The organism is Mangrovibacterium marinum (assembly GCF_003046625.1).
GTDB lineage: Bacteria > Bacteroidota > Bacteroidia > Bacteroidales > Prolixibacteraceae > Mangrovibacterium > Mangrovibacterium marinum.
The window spans coordinates 405,140-428,652 of the sequence record NZ_QAAD01000001.1; the positions used below are offsets into that span (position 1 = coordinate 405,140).

Annotated in this window: 12 protein-coding genes; all 12 read right to left on the bottom strand. The window is 47.0% G+C overall.

Annotated features, from left to right (window positions below; all coding sequences use genetic code 11):
• The 12 genes from C8N47_RS01590 to C8N47_RS01645 all read right to left on the bottom strand — a co-directional run bounded on the left by C8N47_RS01590 (window position 1) and on the right by C8N47_RS01645 (window position 23,471).
• Entirely contained in the window at window positions 1-1,032 is a 1,032-nt protein-coding gene (locus C8N47_RS01590) for an NAD(P)-dependent alcohol dehydrogenase (RefSeq protein WP_107820757.1), read from the bottom strand.
• A 49-nt stretch (window positions 1,033-1,081) separates the two neighbouring features.
• Complete coding sequence (locus C8N47_RS01595) at window positions 1,082-3,226, bottom strand: alpha-glucuronidase family glycosyl hydrolase (protein WP_107820758.1); 2,145 nt, start codon at window positions 3,224-3,226, stop codon at window positions 1,082-1,084.
• A 27-nt stretch (window positions 3,227-3,253) separates the two neighbouring features.
• Window positions 3,254-5,998, bottom strand: a complete 2,745-nt coding sequence (gene galB / locus C8N47_RS01600; protein WP_107820818.1) for a beta-galactosidase GalB — start codon at window positions 5,996-5,998, stop codon at window positions 3,254-3,256.
• A 188-nt stretch (window positions 5,999-6,186) separates the two neighbouring features.
• Window positions 6,187-8,037 carry a RagB/SusD family nutrient uptake outer membrane protein gene (locus tag C8N47_RS01605; protein ID WP_107820759.1) on the bottom strand — a complete coding sequence of 617 codons (1,851 nt, stop codon included), beginning with the start codon at window positions 8,035-8,037 and terminating at the stop codon, window positions 6,187-6,189.
• A 23-nt stretch (window positions 8,038-8,060) separates the two neighbouring features.
• Entirely contained in the window at window positions 8,061-11,441 is a 3,381-nt protein-coding gene (locus tag C8N47_RS01610; RefSeq protein WP_245915649.1) for a TonB-dependent receptor, read from the bottom strand.
• A 169-nt stretch (window positions 11,442-11,610) separates the two neighbouring features.
• A complete protein-coding gene (locus C8N47_RS01615; RefSeq protein ID WP_107820760.1) occupies window positions 11,611-12,567 on the bottom strand; it encodes a FecR family protein in 957 nt (318 codons plus the stop codon).
• A 102-nt stretch (window positions 12,568-12,669) separates the two neighbouring features.
• Entirely contained in the window at window positions 12,670-13,233 is a 564-nt protein-coding gene (locus C8N47_RS01620) for an RNA polymerase sigma-70 factor (RefSeq protein ID WP_107820761.1), read from the bottom strand.
• Window positions 13,234-13,432: 199 nt separating this feature from the next.
• Window positions 13,433-15,649 carry an endo-1,4-beta-xylanase gene (locus C8N47_RS01625; protein WP_107820762.1) on the bottom strand — a complete coding sequence of 739 codons (2,217 nt, stop codon included), beginning with the start codon at window positions 15,647-15,649 and terminating at the stop codon, window positions 13,433-13,435.
• Window positions 15,650-15,666: 17 nt separating this feature from the next.
• On the bottom strand, window positions 15,667-17,067 hold the full coding sequence (locus tag C8N47_RS01630) for a glycan-binding surface protein (protein WP_107820763.1): 1,401 nt from the start codon (window positions 17,065-17,067) through the stop codon (window positions 15,667-15,669).
• Between the two features lie 20 nt (window positions 17,068-17,087).
• Window positions 17,088-18,728, bottom strand: a complete 1,641-nt coding sequence (locus tag C8N47_RS01635; protein WP_107820820.1) for a RagB/SusD family nutrient uptake outer membrane protein — start codon at window positions 18,726-18,728, stop codon at window positions 17,088-17,090.
• A 19-nt stretch (window positions 18,729-18,747) separates the two neighbouring features.
• On the bottom strand, window positions 18,748-22,161 hold the full coding sequence (locus C8N47_RS01640; protein ID WP_170111256.1) for a TonB-dependent receptor: 3,414 nt from the start codon (window positions 22,159-22,161) through the stop codon (window positions 18,748-18,750).
• 143 nt (window positions 22,162-22,304) lie between these two features.
• The gene (locus C8N47_RS01645) at window positions 22,305-23,471 is read right to left on the bottom strand and encodes a FecR family protein (protein ID WP_107820765.1); all 1,167 of its coding nucleotides are present in this window, start codon (window positions 23,469-23,471) and stop codon (window positions 22,305-22,307) included.
• Window positions 23,472-23,513 lie beyond the last annotated feature (42 nt).

Here is a 23,513-nt window from a genome sequence, read left to right on the forward strand (position 1 = left end):
TCAAAGTTTTATAACAGCTTTCACAATGTCAGCTTTGTTTTTCACACAGTTTTGCAAGCCAGCCTGAATGTCGTCGAAATCGAAATAATCCGACACAATATCTTTGATTGGCACAATGCCGGCTGCAACGCTTTCGATTGCCAGCGGGAAGATATTCCGGTAGCGAAAAACCGACTGGATCGACAATTCCTTATCCATGATCAGGTTGACCGGCAAGCTCACCGTTTCTTTGGCGCTGTAACCAACAAATACTACTGTTGAGCCTTTCTTCGCCATTTTCAGCAGCTGCGTCATGGTAATTTCGGTTCCGGCAGTTTCAATCGAAAGATCCACTCCTCGACCTTCTGTCAGTTCCATGATTTTTGCCACAGCATCTTCTTCCATGCCGTTAATCACACCAGTGGCACCAAGCTCAAGCGCTTTTTCGAGGCGTTTCGGCAACACATCCACCACGTACACTTTCGATACGCCCATCGCTTTTAAAGCCAGCAAACTTACGAGGCCAATTGCACCGGCTCCGGTCACCACAGCTGTTTGACCAACCGATGCACCTCCCTGAATGGCGGCGTGGAAACCAACCGCCAACGGCTCAATCAGTGCTCCTTCCATGGTACTTACATTATCCGGCAATTTGAAGCAAAGACCAGCTTCGTGTGTCACATATTCCTGGAAAGTTCCGGGTACTGGCGGAGTTGCGAAGAAAATCACATCCGGACACAGGTTATATTTTCCCGATTTGCAGTGTTCACAAACACCGCAGGTTTTTCCCGGCTCCAGGGCCACGCGATCTCCGACTTTCAAGTGAGTCACTTTTTCGCCAACCTTTTCCACTGTTCCGGCACATTCGTGCCCCAGCACAAAAGGTGTTTCAACAATGAAATTACTGATGCGTCCATGCTCGTAATAATGCAAATCCGAGCCACAAACACCTACATATTCTATCTTCACTAATACCTCATCGGCTGCGGGAACCGGGATCGCTGTATCGATAATCTCCACCTTCTCCAGTTCGGTCATTATTGCTGTTTTCATTTCCTTTATTCTTAAGTTTATGTTTGATTCGATTTGTTGTTTTGATTTGCTAGTTGTGGTGCGTCATATCGAACTTGAGCATTTTCAGCTTCTCAAGCACATGAACCGGCCGATCCAGTTCTTCCGGAATTGGTTTACCGGAGAAGGTTTGGAAATAAAGCAGGCAGGCATCGCGCCACCAGATGGCTTCGGTAGCCTGAATCGCCAGTTTCGCCTGAACTTCCTTGAAGCGTTGCGCGTCAACTTTGCCTTCCATCCGATCCCAGATCTTTTGAAACACTTTCACGCGATCCACTCCCGAAGAATATTTATAGCACAGCTCGTCCCACAGTGTGTTGCCGTTGTGCAAGACGTAATCCCAGGACAAATGGTGAAACCACAACAAGTACATTTCCGGACAAGTGGATACATTATCGTAGATTGAACGCAGCGGCTCGGCATATTGCAAAACAGCCTCGCTACCGGTTGTTGAGCGGTCGAAACCAATGCCCATCGAATCCGCTTTGTGGTAGTATGTCGGCAACCAGTCGGGGCGTGCTCCCGGCACCTCACACCAGGGTTCCGGCCCGTAGTGGTGGCTCCAGCCCATCAGATGGTGCAGGCCGATTGGCGTCATATAATTCACAACCGCCTCGCGCGATTGCAGCATCACCCGCTTCATTTGAGCCACGAAATCGGCGTCCTGGGTGAAGGTTTGTTCCAGCCACTCATTGGCAATTTCTGCTGAGGACAGTTTATTGTTCCAGGCTAGGCGACCGAAAGCATACCAGTTTGACTGGGCGAAATGATGCCCGCACCAGTTGGTATCTTCTCCGATGTTAGCCACGCCGGCAATCGCGGTGATGGAGTCATTATACACTTCGCCATCGGTAATCCGGGCGATAGTGGTGTTCGGTCCTTCGGCGTAAGTATCGGTATCCAGGCATTCTTCGAACAGGGTTGACAAGAATACCAGGTGATCGGAAAATCCGAGATATTCCTGTGTAATTTGAAATTCAGGCATCAGCGTGGTGTGCTTCATGGCGCCAAACATTGGGCTGAACGGCTCCCGCGGCTGAAAATCAATCGGACCGTTTTTCAACTGGATGATCACATTTTTCCGAAACTGTCCATCCAGCGGAACAAACTCTTTGTAAGCCTGTTTCGCACGATCATCGCCATCCGGATTGTACACAAAGGCACGCCACATCACGATGCCACCATGCGGTGCCAAAGCGTCGGCCAACATGTTGGCTCCATCGGCATGCGTACGTCCGTAATCCTGAGGCCCCGGAAGACCTTCGGAGTTGGCTTTCACCAAAAACCCTCCGAAGTCCGGTATCATCGCGTAAATTTCATCTGCTTTATCGTTCCACCAGCTTTTCACCTGATCATTTAACGGATCAGAATTCTCCAGTCCACCCAATTCTTTAGGCGACGAAAAGTTGACTGACAAATAAACCCGGATCCCATACGGGCGGAAAATGCCCGCCAATACTTTTACTTTTTCGAGGTAGTCTTTCGTCAGAATATCCGGGTTGGCATTCACATTATTCAACACGGTGCCATTGATTCCGATGGATGCGTTCGCGCGAGCATAGGCTTCGTAGCGCGGACTGATTGTTCCGGGCAGCTCGTCCCATTTCCAGATCGAATATCCAGCATAACCACGCTCGACAGTTCCATCCAGATTGTCCCAGTGATTCAAAATACGACGCTGGTACGATGGAATTTCCACCCGGTCTATTTCTACTAAATCAGTAGCACTGGTTTTAAGCAATCGCAAAAATTCGTAAACCCCGTAAAGCGCTCCAAACTCCGTATTTGCAGCAATTAAAATTGTACCATCTCCTTGCTTTCTGCGAATGAGGAATCCGTCGTCTCCAAGCTTTGCAAACTCATCTTCACTCACCATACTAGCAATCGCCTTCGAGTCGGCAGTTCCGATCAGCACAATATTTTTAGTTGATTTTTTCGTGAAACTCACATCACCGACTCCCAATGCCGGGAAACTCTTGGCCAATTCTTCTTTTATTATTTTGAAGGTGGCCGATTCTTCCTGAATGCAAACAGTCGTCGGAATTGCGGTCTTCACTTTTGGAGAAAGCTGCTGGTTGGTGAACCACAATTGCGAACCATCAGTCGCCTGAGCGAATGAGGCTGAATTCACCAAAAACAGTATAAACAGGCTTAATATGATTGACTTTATTCTCATTGGTTTGTGGTTTTTCGTTGGTTATTATCAGGGCTTCAATTGAAGGACAATCTCTGAGGATTTCAGTTGACCGGACTCCGCTTTTAACTGAATTGTTCCTTGTGCTCCGGGCTTGGCTTTTACAATTACCAGGCAGAGACCGCCAAATGCTTTTCGGGTGTGCGACGGGAAAGCGTTCATATCTGTGGGGTCGCCATTGTCGGTAGCCACAATCTCGCCGGGACCTTCCAAACTGAATTGAATTTCATCCGCAGCATCCCGAACCCAAAGCCCGTTTTCATCAGTCACTTTCACGGTGACAAATGCCAAATCTTTACCGTCAGCTTTTATTTCATTTCGATCCGCTTCGGCTGTCAATCCTGCTGCTTCCCCGGTTGTACGGATCGTTTGTTCGGCCCACTCTTTTCCGTCTTTGTAGGCAACAGCTTTCAACTCACCCGGTTCGTATTGCACATCGTCCCAGCGCAAGCGATATTCCAGTTCGCCTTTGGCTTTTTTACCCTGCGAACGGCCGTTCAGGAACAACTCAACTTCATCGCCCGAGGTAAACACATGCACTGGAGTGACTTTGCCAATGCGATCGGGCCAGTTCCAATGCGGCAAGATATGCACTATGGGCAAATCCGGGCGCCAGCGCGACTGGTACAAATAATAGCGATCTTTCGGAAATCCGGCCAAATCGATGATGCCGGAATAAGAACTTCGGGCTGAGTAATACGGCGTAGGCTCGCCGATGTAATCCCAGCCGGTCCACACAAACTCGCCGGCCACAAACGGGTGCGCATCCTGAGCAGCAAATACTTTATCGGCACTGGAGCCAAAATCGACAGCGTAAAGCTCATACGCACTTACATAGCCGCTGGCTTCATTTCCACCTTTTCCTTCACGAACCGGAGCACTCACCTTTTCAGAAACCGGGAACAGGTAGGTTCCGCGTGTGCTCAAAGCTGATGCAGACTCAGTACTGATAATTGCTTTTTCGGGGAATTGCTTGTGAAATGCAGGGTATTGAGGCGCCGTCCGAATGCGGTCGGTCCCTTCAAACATTGGATCCTGGCGAATACCTTCGCCCTGGTAATTCAAACCAACCAAGTCAGCCACCTTGGGTAGCTCCATATAGGGCTTGGCGTAGTTCATTGCGGTTATTGTTGGGCGTGTCGGGTCTTCTTCCTTCACAAAATCGTACAGCCGCTGGCCAACAGCGGCTCCTTCTTCGGCTGTGTACTGTTCCCCCACTTCGTTGCCAAAACTCCATACGATAACCGATGGACAATTGCGGTCGCGACGAATAAACGCGCGGGTATCAGCCTCCGACCAATCCGGGAAAATAAGGTGAAAATCGTGCGGTGTTTTTTTCATTTCCCAGCAGTCGAAAATCTCATCGATCACCAGGAATCCCATGCGGTCGGTCAGCTCCAAGAGCTCAGGAGCCGGCGGATTGTGCGACATACGGATGGCGTTGCAGCCCATTTCGCGCAATATCTCGAGTTGGCGTTCAGCCGCACGCGTATTGAAAGCGGCACCCAAAGCACCCAAATCGTGATGCTGGTTAACGCCGTGAATTTTGATCAGTTCGCCATTTACCAAAACGCCTTGATTCGGGTCGAATTTCACATCGCGAACACCAAATCGTGTTTCGTATTGATCGATTAATTTGTCCTTCTCATAAAGCTCGGTCACTGCAACATACAGGTTGGGCTGTTGCGTAGGGCGCGGCCCCCAAAGCTTCGGATTTTTCAAAACAATGCTCGCTTCAATTTTAGCTTGCGCTCCGGCTGCCACTGTTACGGTTTGCGGATCGAAATCACCGGCAACAGCTTCTTTGCGATTGCCGTTTTCGTCCAACTCAAAAATCCGTGTAATCAGTTTTGTTTCGCTATCTTTTTCTGAACTGTTTTCAATTTTCACTTCCAGATCGAGCTTGGCAGACTCGCCGGAAATATCGCTCGCTTTGACGAAGGTTCCCCAATGGGCAATGTGCACCGGGTTTGTTTTCACCAGCCATACGTTGCGGTAAATGCCGCCTCCGGGATACCAGCGTGCTGAATAATTGGGATTATCAACCCGGATTGCCAGCTGGTTTGTGCCGCCGGGGATTAAATAGGGCGTGAGGTCCACGCGCCAGGAATTGTAGCCATAAGGCCAGCCACCAACCAGCTTTCCATTCAGCCAAACGATGGCATAGGACATGGCTCCATCGATATCGAGGAAAATAGATTTTCGCGCGTCTTCGGCAGGAATGCTTAGTTTTTTACGGTACCAGCCCACGCCGTTGCTCGGCAGGCGGCCCATACCTCCACCAACTTCGGGATTATCGCCCACAAAGAATGGCCCTTTGATCGCCCAGTCGTGCGGCAATGTGACCTGCTCCCACGAACTGTCGTCAAAATCGGCCTGAACAAAAGGAAAGTTTCCACCCGGATTTCCTTCCGGACGGCTATGTTGTGTTTTCGAATCAGCGATAAATTCATTTGCTGTTGGCAATACCCAGGGTTTCAAAACCAGTTGCTCACTTTCAATATCGAGAGCCTCGGTCGGTTTTGAGTCGGCATCCTTGCTGTCGTTATTTTCTTTGACTTCCGGGCGTACATCGTAAATCAGGGAGTCACTCTTTTCGGCGCTGTCGTATTTATAGAAAGTCCAGCCGTTGTTTAAACTAATTCGTTCGCGGGCTAAATCCTTTGCTGCCGATTTTGGTTCGCATCCAAAAGCAACAAGGAGAAAACAAAGGAGAAGTAAGTTTCTGGTTTTCTTGTAGGTTCGATTCATCATTGATTCAGTTTTTCTAGGCGAAAGCATCTCCGGTTTGGATTCGCTTTCGGGGTCGGTCGGAAATTCGATACTAGCCGACACGTTCACAAATTCAAATCGTGCCTGCCTTTATTGGGGAAAAACGGAACCGGAACAAAGTCCGGTTCCATCTCAATTTACTCAATTAAACATTATCAGATCCTATCAAACTAATAACCTGGGTTTTGATATGCTTCTTTTTCGGCATCGGTGTTATCCATGTTGTCGAACTGACTGGCCGGAATCGGACGCAGGTAATGGTACGATTGAATTTCGCGGGTATGAGTAACCGCGTTAAAGCTGTTCGTTTCACAGATGGTATATTCGCCGGCATACTCTTCCAGTTTACCAGTGCGGGTCAGGTCGTACCAACGCAGGTTTTCACCGTAAAGCTCGCGAGAACGTTCCATCAAAACGTAATCGATGTCAATTGTAGCTGGCGTCGCAGCAACCATATCATCGCCATGATCAGGTGCCCCTGCTCTTCGACGGATTACATTCACCAGGTCTTTTGCGGTATAATTGGCTTGCGTATTGGCTCCTTTCACTGCTGCTTCCGCTGCAATTAAATAGGTCTCAGACAGCTTTGCAATCGGGAAAGGACGCGTAGAAGCATCGTTCTTATACGGTCCATCGGGAGTAATATCGTCTGTCCGGTAAGGACCAAACTTCCAAACTGACGGATAGTTATGGCGAGAAATCATGGATGGAGTCCAAACGCCATAAGCCTTATTGCTGAAGTAACCAAACTTACCGCTCGATTCCTGCATAAGAGAAGCTTTGTCGGCGTCTGTCGGTGGAAAATAGAATACAGTATCACCGTTATTAATATCCATGCCATTCATGCCTTTCAGCACGGTGCCATCCCAAGCAGTTCTTCCTTGATAGTTTGCTTTGTAAACAGTTACAAAAGTTCCTGAAAATCGTGTATCCATATCGCGATCGGAAACCGGGAAAGTATTGGTAAATACTTCGTGGGTTGGTGTAATTAAACGCCACGGGCGACCTACTTCCTGAATTGCCTGACGGTAAATGAACTTGTTGCCGTTCACGGCCAATTCAAAGTCCATATTCATGGCGAAGCTGGAACGGTTCGACTTCATGTTGCTACTGGCGTTCGACCCCCAACTGTTAGCTGTACTTTCGTCATACACATAGCTACTTGAAGTGTGATCAGCACACAACAAAATCTCACTGTTGTAGTCATTCGATCCCAGGTTTACATCGCGGAAAGTCGCCTGCAGGGCAAATGGTCCCGGATTTTGGATGGCAGCTACGGCTACATCATAAGCCATTTGGTAATATTGGGCAGATGTTAAACCATCGGTATCTGTTTCACCGGTACGTTCTAACCACCAGCCGTAAGTCAGGTAAGCTTTCGCCAGAAAGTGCTGCGCTGCGATCTTGTTTGTTGCACTTGTCAATCGTGGGGTCGAAGGCAACTCGTCAACTGCATCTTCCAAGTCGGGGAAGATCACCTTCGTATAGACTTCCTGTGTTGTATTTCGGGTTGAATAACGGGAAGGTGTTGTGTTGAACATTAATTCGCCGGAACCTAAATCCAGCGGAACGCCACCAAAAGTTGTCACCAACAGGAAATAATTGTACGCACGGAAGAATTTTGCTTCAGCGATTAATGATGCGTCAACACCAGCCTCATCGCCCTTCTCAATAATTCCATTACAGGTATTGATGGCCGGGAACGTATTGTTCCAAATTGTTCCTAAGCCATCATTCCCTGATGTAATATTATAGGTATCCAAGTTCAATCCATAACCATCTTTATTGTCACCATAAGTTGCTTCGTCGGTACCGGCAGTCGACAAATACATCATCCCGGCAGGACCGTGAATCCAACGTAATTGAGAGTAGACTGAACTCAAACCTGATTCGATCCCCTCGACCGTGCTAAAAAATTCAGGTGTCATTTCCGCGCGGGGCTGCTCATCCAGGATATCTGAACAAGATGGGGTTATAAATAGTGCAGCAACTACAAATGCTGATAAAAATATATTTTTCATAATTACCTTTCGTTGTCAGTTAATTAAAATGTTACATTTAATCCGAACAGGAAGTTACGTGTAGCCGGTGTATTGTACCCAACTACCTGAATCCGGTTTGTAACAACTGCATTATCTGCGACTGCCTGTGTGCTTGTGTCGCTACTATTCGAGTTAGGTTGCGGGTCTAATCCTGTTTCTTTGTAGAATTTCGAACCAAATACGAATGGATTTTGAGCCGTTACATAAAGTCTCAACTTATTCAATTTCAGCTTTTGCAACCAGTCTTGCTTGAAGTTATAAGCGAGAGTGATGGTTGAAACCTTCACGTACGAAGCATCGAAATATGACAATGTACTCGCATATTTAGGGTTGTTTGTCACTTCCGGTCCATAAGGTTTTGGATAGGCATTCGTTGGATTATCCTCCGTCCAGTAGTCGATCTTAACCTGACCGCGGCGTCCGTTGTTCATGTTCAGGTAACTGGTTTGAGAGTGAAGAGCACTTACTAAAATACCGCCGCTCTTAAAGCTACCAATTACTGATAGGTCGAATCCTTTGTAGCCAACACGTGTATTGAACCCGCCCTGGAAATCAGGCTCAACAGAACCCAGAATCTGACGGTCATCATCTTCCAGTGTCGTACCTTGGCCAATTTGACGGGTTGGGTTTCCCTGTGCATCGTAATCGCCGGTATATTCAACTTTAATCATACCAACTTCGCCGGTGGAGCCTTCGTATTTCGTCACCTCATTTTCTTCACCTTTTTGCCAGATGCCGATTTTTTTGAAGTCATAGATTACATCAATTGGTTCGCCTACAAACCAGCCGTTCCCTTTATCATACTGCTGACCACTGGCCAATTCCTTGATTTTGTTCCGGTTCACAAAGAAGTTCACACCAACGTCCCATGACCACCCGTTCAGATCTTTAATAACATTTCCGTTCAATGACAATTCAACCCCTTTATTCTGAGTTTTGCCAATATTGGTCATAAACGACTCGGTAACACCAGAGGTTGGAGGAAGACTTTGCGCCACAAGAACATCTTTTGTTGTTTGCGTATAGTATTCGAGCGTACCGCTCAAGCGATTATCCAGGGCATGAAATTCCATCGCCAAGTTCCAGTTTGTGGAGTACTCCCAACCGAGGTTGTAGTTTGGCAGATTCGATACATAGTATCCACTCACATTTCTACTACCAAAGTTGTAATAGTTAGTCGACAAGCCACCAAGCGTTTGGTAGGGTTGAATAGCCTGGTTAGACGTTTGTCCGTAACCGACTCTGAATTTCAGAAAGTTCAACCATTTAACGGACTGCATGAATTCTTCGCTTGATGCCAACCAGCCCACAGAAAGGGCAGGATAAGTGTGCCATTTTTTCCCTGAAGCCAATACAGAAGAACCGTCAGAACGAACCGTTGCTGTTGCCATGTATTTGCCATCGTAGTTATAAGTTGCACGGGCCATAGCCGATGTCAAACCTCGTTTGTAATAAATCTGCTTCTCCGGATCGACTGTAATTTCCCCGTCATCGCTCAGCAAACCGAAGTTATAGTATTGTAGAAAATCCGCTGCAACATCCTGACCCGCCATATTAGAGGTGTTACTTTCAGTTTGCTCTGCTGAGTACATAGCAACTAAGCCCAGAGTATGTTTTTCGGCAAAAGTCTTGTCGTAGTAGAGCAAATTTTCTACTGCCCAATTGGTTGTCAACACGTTCTCGATCTGCGCATTCGAAATGGTACTGGCATTATACGGAGTCTCTGCACCATTGTATTTACCATAGTTACTTTGACGGTAGTTTAAGCCCAAATTCATACGATACTTCAAGCCATCAACGATATTAACTTCTCCGTAAAATGAATTATACGAGGCAAAATTCTTCCGTCTTTCTCTCCATTTGTCACCAAGCTGATCTACCATCAACGGATTGTAGTAAAGACCAATATCCTGATTATTAATTGCCAATGATCCTGTTTTTATCGAGCCATCGGCGTTATACGGATTGGTGATGGGAGTTAATGAGAGTACAGTGCCCAGGATGTTGCTGGTTTCGCCAGTTACAATACCATAAGAACTAATTGAACTAACACCAACCTTTACGCGCTCACCCAGTTTCTGATCGAAGTTGGCACGCAATGAGTAGCGTTCGTATTCTTGCCCCGGCAATACACTGGTTTCGTCATAGTAGCCAGCTCCAAAACTGTAACCACCGCCTTTTGTCGAGCCAGATAAACCAACATCGTGGCTGGTAACCATTCCGGTTTCAAACATCAAATCCTGCCAATCGGTGCTGACCGATTTGTCTTCATCGACACCATACTGCCAACTAGCTCCGTTTTTAATGGCTTCTTCACGCCAAGTGATGAATTCGTCCGCATTCATCATCGGGTACTTGTTCATCAAGCTTTTCACACCATAATAACCGCTGTAAGTTACAACAGGCTCTTTGTCTTTAGAGTCGCCTTTAAATGTTGTTATGATGATTACACCGTTGGCACCACGAGAACCGTAAACGGCTGTTGCCGAAGCATCTTTCAGGATGTCCAGACTTTTAATATCGCTTGGGTTAATGTCTTGCAATGAACCTGCAAATGGGATTCCATCCAGAACGATCAGCGGATCATTACTTGCGGTTAACGAACGAGTACCGCGAATACGAATTTGCATTGAAGCTCCGGGACGAGAAGATGTTTGCATCATTTCGACACCGGCAACGCGACCTTGCAACGACTGAGAAATGTTTGAAGAAGCAACAGCTCGCAGTTCTTCGCCTCCCACTGAAGCCACAGAACCAGTCACTGCTTCTTTGCGTTGCACGCCGTAACCAATAGCGACAACTTCCTCCAAACCAATGGTCTGTTCCTGCATTACGACATCAATCAGTGATCTCCCGTCCAATGCCATTTCAATATTTTCCATCCCAACAAACGAGAAGATCAACGTTGAAGTGGCTGCTATATCTCTCAATACATATTTACCGTCGAAATCGGTAATGGTACCGTTTGTGGTTCCTTTTTCAACAACGGTAACACCGGGCAACGGTTGTCCGCCTCCATCGGTCACCGTTCCGCTAACCGACACTTGCTGTTGCTGCTGTTTTTGATCGAACGACCACACAACATCGCTTTTAGAAATGATTACCGATTTGTCGACAATCTTGTAAGAGACGTCCATGTCTCCCAGAATTTGTTCAAGCACATTCTCGATGCTTGCATCATTCAGGTCTACATCAACACGGCGACTGACATCAAAATCGTCGTTACTGTAGAAAAACTGGTAATCGCTTTGACTTTTGAGTTCATCGAACACATCCTTGATGGTTGTGTTTTTCAACTGAAGGTTGAATTTGCTTTGCTGGGAAAAGGAACTTGCCGTAGCACCCAACATACTCAAAAAGAATAAGAAGATTGTTAGTTTCATACACAAGAATAGTTTAGGTACGAAATACCTCTGCCAATCAGGCGGATAGATCTGATTTTTTTTCATAAGTTTGTTCTTGAGTTTTAATACTTAATTAGGCCTGTTCTGGTAAAACAGGTTTGAAATTTTAGGTCGGATGATGCTGGTAACATCGCCGGCCTTTTTTTTTTTATTTGTCCATTATCTCGATCTGTTCTTTATTGGTTTCAAATTTCACTTTATTAATCTGCTGGATAATACGCAGCGTATACTCCAAGGAGCGGTCTTTGTTGATTACACCCGAAAAACGGTAATTCCTGATCTTTTCATTTTCAAATGTAAAGCTCACTTCGTACCAACGTTCCAGCTGTTTGGTTAGGTTCTGCAGCGTCTCGTCGTCGAAGTAGATTTTCCCGCCTTTCCACGATGTAAACTCATCCGTATTCACTTGTTTGGTTTCCACATTGCCCGATTCGCGGCTGAAAAGCAATTGCTGTCCGGGCTTCATCATCACATCATTGTTATCCGACATGAATTCAACCTGTCCCTCAACCAATACTGTTTCAATCACCGGCTCGCTTTGGTAGGCTTTCACGTTGAATTGGGTACCATGCACTTTGACGGCCGAATTACCGGCATGCACGATAAAAGGAATTTTTTTGTTTTTGGTAACTGAGAAGAAGGCTTCACCTTCCAGGTAAACTTCGCGGTTTTCGCTGCCGAAGGATTGCTTGTACTTTAGGTTTGATCCGGCATTCAACCACACGTTTGTGCCATCGAAAAGTGTCACGTTCGAGATTTGTCCGTTGGGTGCTGAGATGCAGGCAAAGGTATTCGGCATTTCTGAAGGCGACTGGATTAGAAACAGTCCGCCGGTCAGCAGCACGGCCACCACAAAAACGGCTGCATATTTTGCAAAGCTGAGCCAAAGCTTCCGGCTGTTTTTCATGTTGCCTTTCACTTCTCTCCAGGCTTTGTCGGTCGATTTCAGGTTGCGGAGTTTAGCCACCTTGTCGCGCGCATCCAGAATTTGCTGAGAAATCTTTAAATCCTCGTCGCCCGCTTCAAACTGCACCGACGAATCTGTTTCCTCGCCATGCAACTTTGCAGCTAACTCTTCCCACTTATTTTTTGCTTGTTCTGTCATTTCACTCTTATGACACAAAAAGCGACTGATAGGGTGAAGCCGAATTAAACTTTTTTTAACAGAAAACCACTTCGCCTTGATAATCAACACAATTACAGAGTGCTATTTTTTTCGTCGACGGAATGAAAAACTGAAAAGATTCAGGAAATATGCGGATAGCTTGAAACGAATCATCTTGTAGGCAATGCCCATTTGGGTCTTAATGGTGTTTTTGGACAAATTCAGTGTTGAAGCAATTTCGTTGTAGGTCAAACGTTCGTGATAGGCTAGCTGAAAAACCTTTTTACACTGTGCCGGAAGCTCATCGATTGCTTTGGTAATGTGAACAGCCAGTTCTTCCTGCGAGAAATCGTCGTTGGGATCATCGATCAATTCCGCAGGAACAGCCGATTCCGTGATCTCATCCATCTGCTTTTCATCTCTCAGGTAATTCAGGCTCCGGTTGCGTACCATATTCAAAAGGTAACTTTTCAAACTGGTCCGGATCGTCAACTCATCTCTTTTCTGCCAAAGCGCCACAAAGACTTCCTGCACGATATCATCGGCTATCTGCTCACTTTTCACATAGCGTAAAGCAACCAGCAAGGCCAGATGATAATTCGATTTGAAAAACCGTTCAAACGAAGATTCATCTGTCAACCCATATTTTTGATAAATAGCTCCCATACAAGCATTTCACAGAAGAACAATATTATCATTTTTTGATTAAAAATGAAATGAATTGGAGAAACCATGGATTTGTCAATTAAACATTCAAAGAACGCACGGAGCTTGTTTCGCTCAAAAGAGCCAGATACCCTTTATAAATAAAAGAGCAGAAGCAGCTCCGAAGAACTACCTCTGCTCTATGGGAAAAATTGAAGGGTCAATATTGCAATTCGCCGGTGAAATCTTCGCTCACATCCCGGCCGGCCAGGCCATCGGCCGTTCCTTTGTAAGCATGTTTCCGGTTGTAATTCGCATCCCACAAGTTGGGCGATTCGTCAGGCAACCAATACTCGTGTTCCTGCTCGTTATCCGAGATTCCCCAAATGGTGATGCCGTATTGTTGGGCAGCAGGAATAATCTCGCGGTACTGATCAATCACATACCGGTACATATCGGCCTGCGCCTCCAACTGCTCTGCTGTTGGAGAGGCTGTTCCCAGGCGGACATCCAGCTCGGAGATTTTAATCAGCTTACCTGAATCGGCCAGTTTCCGGAACATTTGACTGATCAGATCCTTATCCGAACTTACAGAAATGTGCATTTGCGTTCCGATGCCGTCCACCGTAGCTCCCTGCGCTTCAATATAAGTTACATAATCAATCAATCCCTGAAGCTTGGCCGGGCTGTATTCCAGATTATAATCATTGATGAACAGTTTATCGTCGGCATTGCCGTACTGACGGGCTAAATTGAAAGCCATTACGGCATAATCTTTACCAAGGTACATTGGCCACGAAAAATAATCGTCGGGTTCTTCACCGGCGGTGTAGTCATCAGAGCCATCACGCACGTCGCCGCTTCCTTTCATCGGCTCGTTTACAACATCCCAAGCGTGAACATCTGCTTTATAATGGTCAACCATCCCGGAAATCCAGCTTTCCAGGGCATCGCCAATAATTTCAGCTTTCTCTTCAGCGGTCTTCTCGATGATTGTGGGGCCGGAAGGCGCACCACCACCTTCAGCCTTGGCAAAAACAAGATCGTCAATATGGTAAGTACAGGCAGTTTCGCCGAAGTCGAAGATGAACTTCGTGCGGTCAGCTTTCGAAGGGACAATCGTCTTTTGAATCTGGGTCCAGGTGGTTCCAACAGCAATGCCACCATAATAATCGCCGTTGTAATTTTCGCCCTGAATTTGCACCTGTAACACCGCACTCGTCGTCGCTTTCACCATAAATGTGCAGGTATATTCAACACCCTGTTCCAGCGGCGATGCAAATGTATAAACCTGTTGCGCCTGGTAGTTGCTGGCCGCCGTTGGGTTGGTCAGCACCATGGCATAGCCGGTATCTCCGTAACCTTCACCGGCAGCCGAAACGGCACGAGTTGAGCCATTTCCCCAGCCACTCCAACCATCCAGGGTTCCGCTTTCAAAATCACCATTCGTAATTAAGTTGACAATTGTAGGTTCGGCATCCAAGTCAATAACCTTTATATTTTCAGCATCGATGTAATAAGTCACACCAGCGTCAATCCCCAAATCGATATAGAACTTAAAGCTGGTAATACCATTGGCAAAATCAGCGGGGGCTAATGTAATATTCACCTGTTGCCATTGGGTATTGGTATCGAAGTACTTCGTCCAATTTCCTCCGGTATTATACCAATCCATCCATGGATATTGATTTTGTAGCGAATTATTGAATGAAATACGCCCCCGACCCGCTTGATCTGATTTTATAAAGAACGAAACTTCGTAATTATGAGCCGGATCGACAATGACATCCGGGGTTCCAAGCTGCAAATCCCACTCATTTGCAGAACTGGCACCGGCAATGAGTTTAATCGCCGAGGAAGAAGAAGATAAGCCATCTCCCTCAGCAAGGGTAATACCATCACCGGAATTCCAGGTAGCCCAGCCGCTAAAAGATCCATCTTGAATGCCTGACAGATCGAGCGCATTGGCTCCACCCGAAGCCGGAATAACCGTTGGCGCAATCAATCCATTCAGATAGCTGGCGTTCTGGTTTTGATGCCAAACCAAAGTATGTCCAAAAGTGCTCAGCCCGGCTTCTTTTGTTTTGGCAATGAAAGCGTCTACCGGCTCAAAGTCAATCGAGCCGTCCGACTCAACCATTGGTCCGTGCTTCATGGCGTAACCAACGGTGACTTCATCGAAATTGGCATTGGCAATCGTGCGGTAAGTTTCGTCTTTCATGTAAAGGTCCAACCCAACACCAACACCTAAGGTGAAATCGGTGTAGCTTTTCAGATCTTCGTAACGCTCAATTTTTTCGGCCAGCTCCAACGGAAGCTCGGCCACTGTCACTTCTCCCTTCGAGGGATCCTTGGTCCAGTCCATGATCTGATCTTCGCAGGAGCTGAACATCATGGCCGCCAACGCGGCAAAGGGCAATATATTTTTGTAGTTCATCGTCATAAGTTTTGAGTTTATTCTTCATCCGGGAAATCACTGTAGGCAGGCGTTACCAGTGAAACGATCCGCCAATTATCCGTGTAAACATCCACCGAGGTTTCAGCTGAAGGAAACTCAGTCTCACTGTCGCTGTCCTTACCGGTAATATTTTTCAGGGTAAAGTCAGAGTTTTCGAAGTAAAACCCGAAGTTTTTATAGCTGGACGTTTCACGGGCAGTCAGCACATCGGCGAACGTAAAATCGCCATCGGCAAAACTGTAGAAATCTGTAAGCGGAATAGTAACCGTGGTCCAGCCTTCTGTTTGAAACGGAACCACTTCGCCATCCACAACCCAGGGAACGTAGTTGTAGCAAAGGCCACTCCACTCGCCGCCATTGAAGCCATTCACAAGGCAGACTTTCAAATACCCCGATTCGGACCACGCCTCAGGCACATAAATATCAAACTGAAATGCGACTTCGTCCAACGGCGTACTTGCCGGAATATAGGGTGTCAGCTGTCCGCGCCAGTCATCACCCAAGTTTTCCTCCTCGTTGTAATTGCCGTAAGTCCACACTTCCGAGTTCCGGTTTTTGGCTGCCGGGAAGGAGGCAATCCGTGTCGGACGATGCGGCACATAAGTTCCTTGTGATACATTTCCGACGCCAACGCCTGCTGATGCTAAATCTTCCGGTTTGATCATGCTGGCAGCAGTTCCCCAATAGCCGTGGGAGCCCATGCCATCAAAATCTAAAATCACGCCGTTTTTAAAGTTGAAGTAAGCCGGCGAATAGGCGCCACCATTGGAACATTCAATAAACAGCGATCCGCCTTCTTCCGAAACCCCATCGGGAACAGTCACGGTAAAAAATTCACCGTCTACGTCAGACTCGATTCCAGTGGTCACCTCCACATTGCCGGGGAACACAACTTTGTTCACCTCGACCAGGCCGCTGCCATAAACCGTGATCGGCTCACCGGCCAAAGGCAAGGTGTTCGAGATGCTGGTGATCCCGGGAGCTTCGGCCCGGATCTCAAAATCAAATGTAACGTTGTAGTTGTCGTTCACCATCTGAATGGTATTGCGAAGTTCAGGATCAGCGTCAACGATCGGCGTTTCGCCCGATACACTCACGAGCATGGAATTATCAGAAACAAACACCGGGTTGAAATAAGTTGAATACCCATTGATATACAACTCTTTTAAGCCCGTAAAACCAGATCCCTCAACACGTAACAACTGCCCCAAACGGGCAAAAGTTACTTCGCGGTCGGGTACTGTGGAGGAAGCGTTCTCCAAATAAATTTTACTGATTGTGATGGGCCCTCCTGTCGTGTCATCGTCTTCGCAAGCCGGGAAGAGCACACTGACAAGCAACAATCCCAGAAAAGCGATTGTGGCCCAGCGGTATTTTATTGAAAAGATGTCTTTCATGTCAAATAGGTTTTAGTTGATTAGAACAGATCGGTAATTCTCTCTTCGGTAAATTCGTAGTCAACAGGATCTTCCTTCAACAACGGGTTTTGTACCACTTCCGATTCGGGATAAGGCAGCAGGAAAATGCTTGCATCGATTATGCCGATTGACCGGGATCCCGGATCCCGGCTATCGTCGTCGGTCAGCGTGTTGGTTGATGTGTCGTAGGTAAATGGATGAATCGTTCCCCGATCCTGCGCAATAATGTCGTTAATTACTTCCTGTCGTTCGTAATAAGCGCGACGAACCAGGTCGTACCAATACTGGCCCTCCATACACAACTCGATTCGACGCTCTTGATGAAGATTCTTGTCGGTTAGTTCCGTCAGGTCCTCCAGGCCGGCACGCCCACGAAGCTCATTCACATAACCAAGTGCTGTTGCATCGGTTGTACTTGCCGAATTGCCTAGAACAGCCTCGGCATAATTCAGGTAAACCTCAGCTAAACGCATCATATACGTGTTCAGGGCTGAGTTCATGCGGGCAATCTTCGGGTTATCCTTTGTTGAACCGGTAACGCCTTTTTTCACATTCAGCGCTGTTTCGGTTTTTTCGTAGGTATAGCCACCATTGGCTTTGTTGATTTCATCATAATGATCGCCGTAGCCCATCCAGGTTGCTTTCCGGCGTAAATCATCTGATTCGTATTGAACCAAAATATCATAAGAAGCACGGGTCCAATAGCCCCAGGAAGCATCATCGCCGGTGATTTCGGAACCTGCAGCAAAATAGGCTTGCTGTGTGTTGATGACGCCGTAACCGGTTGAATTATTCAGGTAGGGCACCCATTGAAGTGCAAAAATTGATTCCGAATTATTGTTATTCTCAATCATAAACAGGTCGGCATAGTCTTCCATTAGTTGGTAGGGGCCGTCATTTATGGCAACTTCGGCTGCTTTTTTTGCTTTAGCCAGATACTCTGCATCTCTTGTCCCGCTATTGGGGTTATCACCCATGCCGGCAGCCGACAGGTAAATACGTGATAACATGGCGTAGGCGCTATACTTGGTCAACCGGCCGTCGTTAACAGCCTGGGCGGGCAGGTATTTTGCAGCGAACTCCAAATCGCGCATCACAAACTCGTAAACCTGATCAAGCGGGTTGGTATTCACAATGGGATTATTCACCAACTCATTCGGGTCCTCGCAAAGGATGACATCTCCCCAAAGAGAAGCCAAATACCAATAGGCCACGCCTCGCATAAAACGCGCCTCAGCGATGTATTTGTTTTTAATTTCATCGTCAACACTACTCCCCTTAATTCCGATTACAACCCGATTGGATTGTTGGATCACATTGTAAAAAGATTGCCAGGCTGAAACCAAAGGCCCTGTCAATCCGGTCTCGGTTAAATCACTAAACGGGTAAATGTAATCGGAGTAGGGAGCATACAAGTTATAAGCGCGGCCATCGCCCAATCCATAATAGAATTTATCGTTGAAGTCGAACCAAACCTTGTTATAAAGCGGCGCTGTTGCAGCCTGGAAGTCTTCCTCCGACTGGTAGAAATTTTCACCGGTAATTTGGTCGTTCGGCGAAACTTCCAGAAACGAATCACATGCAGTTGCAAGCAACGAAAACGCGATCGCCAAAGTGTATATCAATTTGTATGTTTTCATAATCATCTGTCGTTTTCAGTTAGAAGGTTACATTTAAGCCAAACGTATAAATCCGGGGAGACGGGTACCGGGCATTGTCGATACCGGTCATCAACGCATCCTGGTTTGTCGAACCAATTTCCGGGTCATAACCGGAGTATTTGGTGAAGGTGTATACGTTTTGCAGGTTCGTATAAATTTTTAGGTTGTCAACTCCCAGCTTGTTGGTGAACGAGCGCGGGAAGTTGTATCCCAGCGATATACTTTGAATACGCAGATAGGAACCGTCTTCCACAAAGCGATCGCTGAAACGGAAGTTTGAAGTAGACGATGCCGAAGAAGCAGCCATCCGGGGCATGTAAGGATCGCCACCTACAATTTCAACATTGCGGTAGTCATTGGGGCCTTCCGAATCAATTAAATCCAGTTGGGCATACCCCAGTGCCGATTTCAGCAAGTTGGTATTTCCACGCGGGTTTTCGAGCCAGCGACGCTGATAGTTCACAACCTCGTTTCCATAAGAGCCGGTCAGGTAAACATTCAAATCGAAACCTTTCCAGGCAAACGAGTTCCCAATACCAAAGATGAAATCGGGTTCAGGGTTGCCGATAAATGTCCGGTCTTCCTCGTTGATCACACCATCTTCGTTCACATCTTTAAATATGTAATCGCCAATCCACATACCGTTCTCGCCAATGGCCATATCTTCCGGAAGCGCTGTTGGCACAAGCTCGCCGGCGCTGTTTTTATAGTAGAAATCGGTAGCTTTCTCAAAGCGTCCAATCACTTTGTAACCGTAGAACTGCCCGATTGCCTCATCGACTGCTGTACGCGTCACAACTGTAATTTCCGATCCTTCTTGTATGGTTTTATTGATGATGCTGGTTTCGGTATCCAGCGAGCGTACTTTGTTGCGGTTCATCGAGAAGACCAGGTTGGAACGCCATTGAAAGTCGCCTTTGTCGATATTCACCGTATTCAATGTTAACTCCAGACCTTTGTTTTCAAGCGAACCAATATTTACCCAAGGAGCCGATGTTGAACCTTGCCCCTCGGTTCCAACATAGCTGGGTAAGGGCAAAGCAAGCAACAGGTTTTTCGTCTTTTTGTAATAAACATCAGCGATAAACTCGATCCGGTTTTGGAACATATTCAAGTCCAAACCGATGTTGCTCGAATAGGTTGTTTCCCACTGCAATTCCTGGTTTGGAGTATTCCCGGCCAGCAGCCCGGTTCCCCAGTTTGTCGCAACGGAACTATAAGTGGCGGTATAAGAATAGGCATTGGCGGGTATATTTTCGTTACCAACGGTACCCCAGCCCAAACGCAGTTTCAGGTTATTAATAGTCGCGTTGTCCTTCAGGAAATCTTCATTCGAAACCTTCCAGGCCAAAGCTGCCGAAGGAAACCAGCCCCATTGGTTGTCGGGGTGAAATTTCGAAGAACCATCGTAACGCAAGGTGGTCGTCAGCAAATATTTGTCGTTGAACGAGTAAAACAGACGTCCAAAAAAGGACGAAATGGAAGCTTCCCAACTATTATTAGAGTTGGTTGCTGTTGTGGCATCGCCGGCATCCAGGTCGGTTGCACCGTTGGTCAGGTAACCGGTCCTGGTTCCAGACAGGTATTCGTAGCGCGACTGTTGTATTTCCTGCCCCAGCATGAAGTTGATACTATGAACTCCAAATTCGCGGTTGAACGTCATTATATTTCGCCAGCTCCAGTATTTCGAAAAGCTTTTTGAACGGAAGCCTTCCCGAACTTCGTTTGATTTAGCCCCGAATGTATAGGTTGGGGTAAACTTGTAACCGTTGCCTACGCCATAGTCGATTGCATATTCGGTTCTATAGGTTAAACCTTTCAACAAGGTAGCTTCCATAAATGTGTTTGCCCGAATGTTAAACTTCTCATTTCGGTTATCTTTTAACATCGCTAAACCGACCGGATTATCCTGAACGTACTGGTCGGTATCAGGTCCATCAAAGGTGCCGTCGGGATTCCGAACAGCGATGTTCGGTGTTTGCTTCAGCGCATTTTTAATCAGGGAATCATCCGAAACGGTGGTCTTTTGTTTCGAATTACTAAACGCGAAGTTGATCCCGACTTTCATGTATTCCTTCACCTGCGTATCGAAGTTTCCGCGAAGGTTCAGGCGCTTAAACCCCGAACCAATGGCGATACCATCCTGATCGAGGTAACCAACTCCCATCGCATAGGCACTTTTTTCGTTACCTCCCGCAACCGAAAGGTTATTACTGGTCATCATCGCGGTTGTAAACAATTCGTCCTGCCAGTCAGTGCCTTCACCCAACAAATCAGGACGAACAAAATTGTTGTCGTACTCCACGATCCCCATCGCAGCGCGGTCATTTTTGTGCATCGCATATTCCCGCAGATTGAGCAGGTCAAGCTTTGTTGGCATTTCCTGCCAGCCCATATAGCCATCGTAGGTTATCCGGGCTTCACCTTTTTGACCCCGTTTGGTTGTAATAATGATGACACCGTTTGCCGCACGCGAACCGTAGATCGCTGTTGCCGAAGCATCTTTCAAAACATCCATCGTAACAACATCCGATGGGTTAATCGAGGATAACGGGTTGGATGTTTCGGAAGAGGTAGAACCATCGATGATGACGCCATCGATCACATAAATCGGTTCGTTCGACAGGTTCAGGGAACCAATACCACGAATGCGGATTGACGAACTGGCACCCGGCGCACCACTGTTTTGCTGGACTTGTACCCCTGCGGCACGTCCCTGCAAAACCTGGTCAACCGACGTGGTCACCGATTTGGAGATCGCATCGCTCGACACCGACACCACCGAACCGGTCAGGTCGCTGCGGCGCATTTGCCCGTAACCAACCACCACCACTTCGTCGATATCAACCAGCGATTCTTTCAGGACAACATCAAACAGGATTTGGTCGCCAACAACAATTTCCTGCGGCTCCATACCTATAAAACTAAACAGGAGTATTGCATCTGAAGGAACCTGCAGGTTAAACCGACCATCCAGATCGGTGATCGTTCCTGCGGTCGTACCTTTCACAACCACCGAAACACCCGGTAACGGAAAACCCTCCTTGTCGGAAACGGTACCCATCACCTTCTTTTGCTGTTGGTTTACTTTGGTGTTGTTCGGCTGTTCGTCGCCTTTTTTGATCACTACGATCCGGTCATCAATCTCGTACGAGAAACCGTAAGGTAGAAGAACCTGATCGAGAATCTGTTCAACTTTGGCGTTGGACAGGTCGACATTAACGGCCGGAATCTCCTTCAACATGTCAGAGCGGTACAGGAAGTAATAGTTGCTCTGATCTTCAATATTTTTCAAGACCTCCTCAACTTTCGCATTCCCCATTTTTATATTTAGGTTCGTCTGTTGGGAATATGCTGCGGCCGAGACCTGCAACAACCCCAAAATGAGGAAGAATAGTGTTAATCTCATCATAAGATAGAGTTTTTGCCACCCGCTCCCAAAAGCAGGATTACATCGATTTTTTTTCATAAATTTGAGCTGTTTGAATCCAACATTTAGTGTTAACACTGAGTGTTCAAATGACGGGGAATGGTGCGAACATTTCCCGTTTTTTATTACTCAATGCGAATAGAATTTCCGTTTACATATATTTTGATTTCGTTAGTTTTTGCAATTTTATTCAGGACCTCATTGATGTCGTCGTAGCGCATGAGCGTGCCGGTAAATCTCATCTGCCGGGCCCGCTGCGAAGCAAATACCACATCGCAGTCGTACCAGCGTTGCAGCGTTTTCATAATTTCCGAAAGCTCTTCATCTTCAAACATTAGCTTGCCCTTTCGCCACGAGATGTATGGCAAGGTTTCAATCTTCCGTTTTTCCAATATGTTTTCGTTTTTATTGAAGGTGCATTGTTCGTTCGGAACCAGTGTTTCCTGCACTTCAGGATTGTCCTTCAAACTAATGCGAACACTTCCCTGCACCAATGTTGTAGTAATGGTCTCGTCATTTTGATAGGCTTTCAGGTCGAACTGGGTCCCCAAAACCCGAATTTCGTGGTTGCCCGACCACACCCGGAAAGGCCGCTGCCCATCGTGCGTCACTTCAAAATAAGCCTGCCCCTGCAGCTCGACCGTGCGTTCATCATCAGCAAAACAAATCGGATATCGAATGGAGCTTTCGGCGTTCATCCAAACATGGGTTCCATCGGGAAGGGTCAGCACATATTCGCCGCCACGCGGCACGCGCAAAATATTGTACCGAAGCTCGCCGTCGGCAAGTTCGCCACCCGAATAAGCCAAACCGTTCTCGGTGTTCCGGATGATAATTCCATCTTCGTTTAAAGCCAGATTGCCCGAATTGGTGAGATCGTATGTTCTGCCGTCGTCGAAAAACAAGGTTGCTTTGCCGCTGCCCGGTTTGATCAGGCTCACCTGCTTTTTGGTAATGACTTCGGGAGCCGGCTGGAATTGCCAAATCAAGACAGAAGAAACGAGGGCAACCAAAGCAGCGATTGACGCAGCGATTGCCATTTTCTGCACAAACTTCCGCTTTTTAGCCGAACGTTCGCGCCCTTCGAAAGAACGCCAGGCCCGATCCAATTCCGACTTGGAGCCGGTGAAAGCAGAACCGCTTTCGTAGTATCGCTTGACCTGTTGGTAATAGCTGCGGTGGGAAGAATCTTCCTTCAACCAGTCTTGCAGGTGCTTTTCTTCATCGGCGGTCAATTGACCGTGAACCGATTTCCAAATGATATTAATATCGATTGCAGGCTTGGGTGCCATTTTATAAGCTTTTTACCCCTGTGACACGCCCCGGTGGAAAAC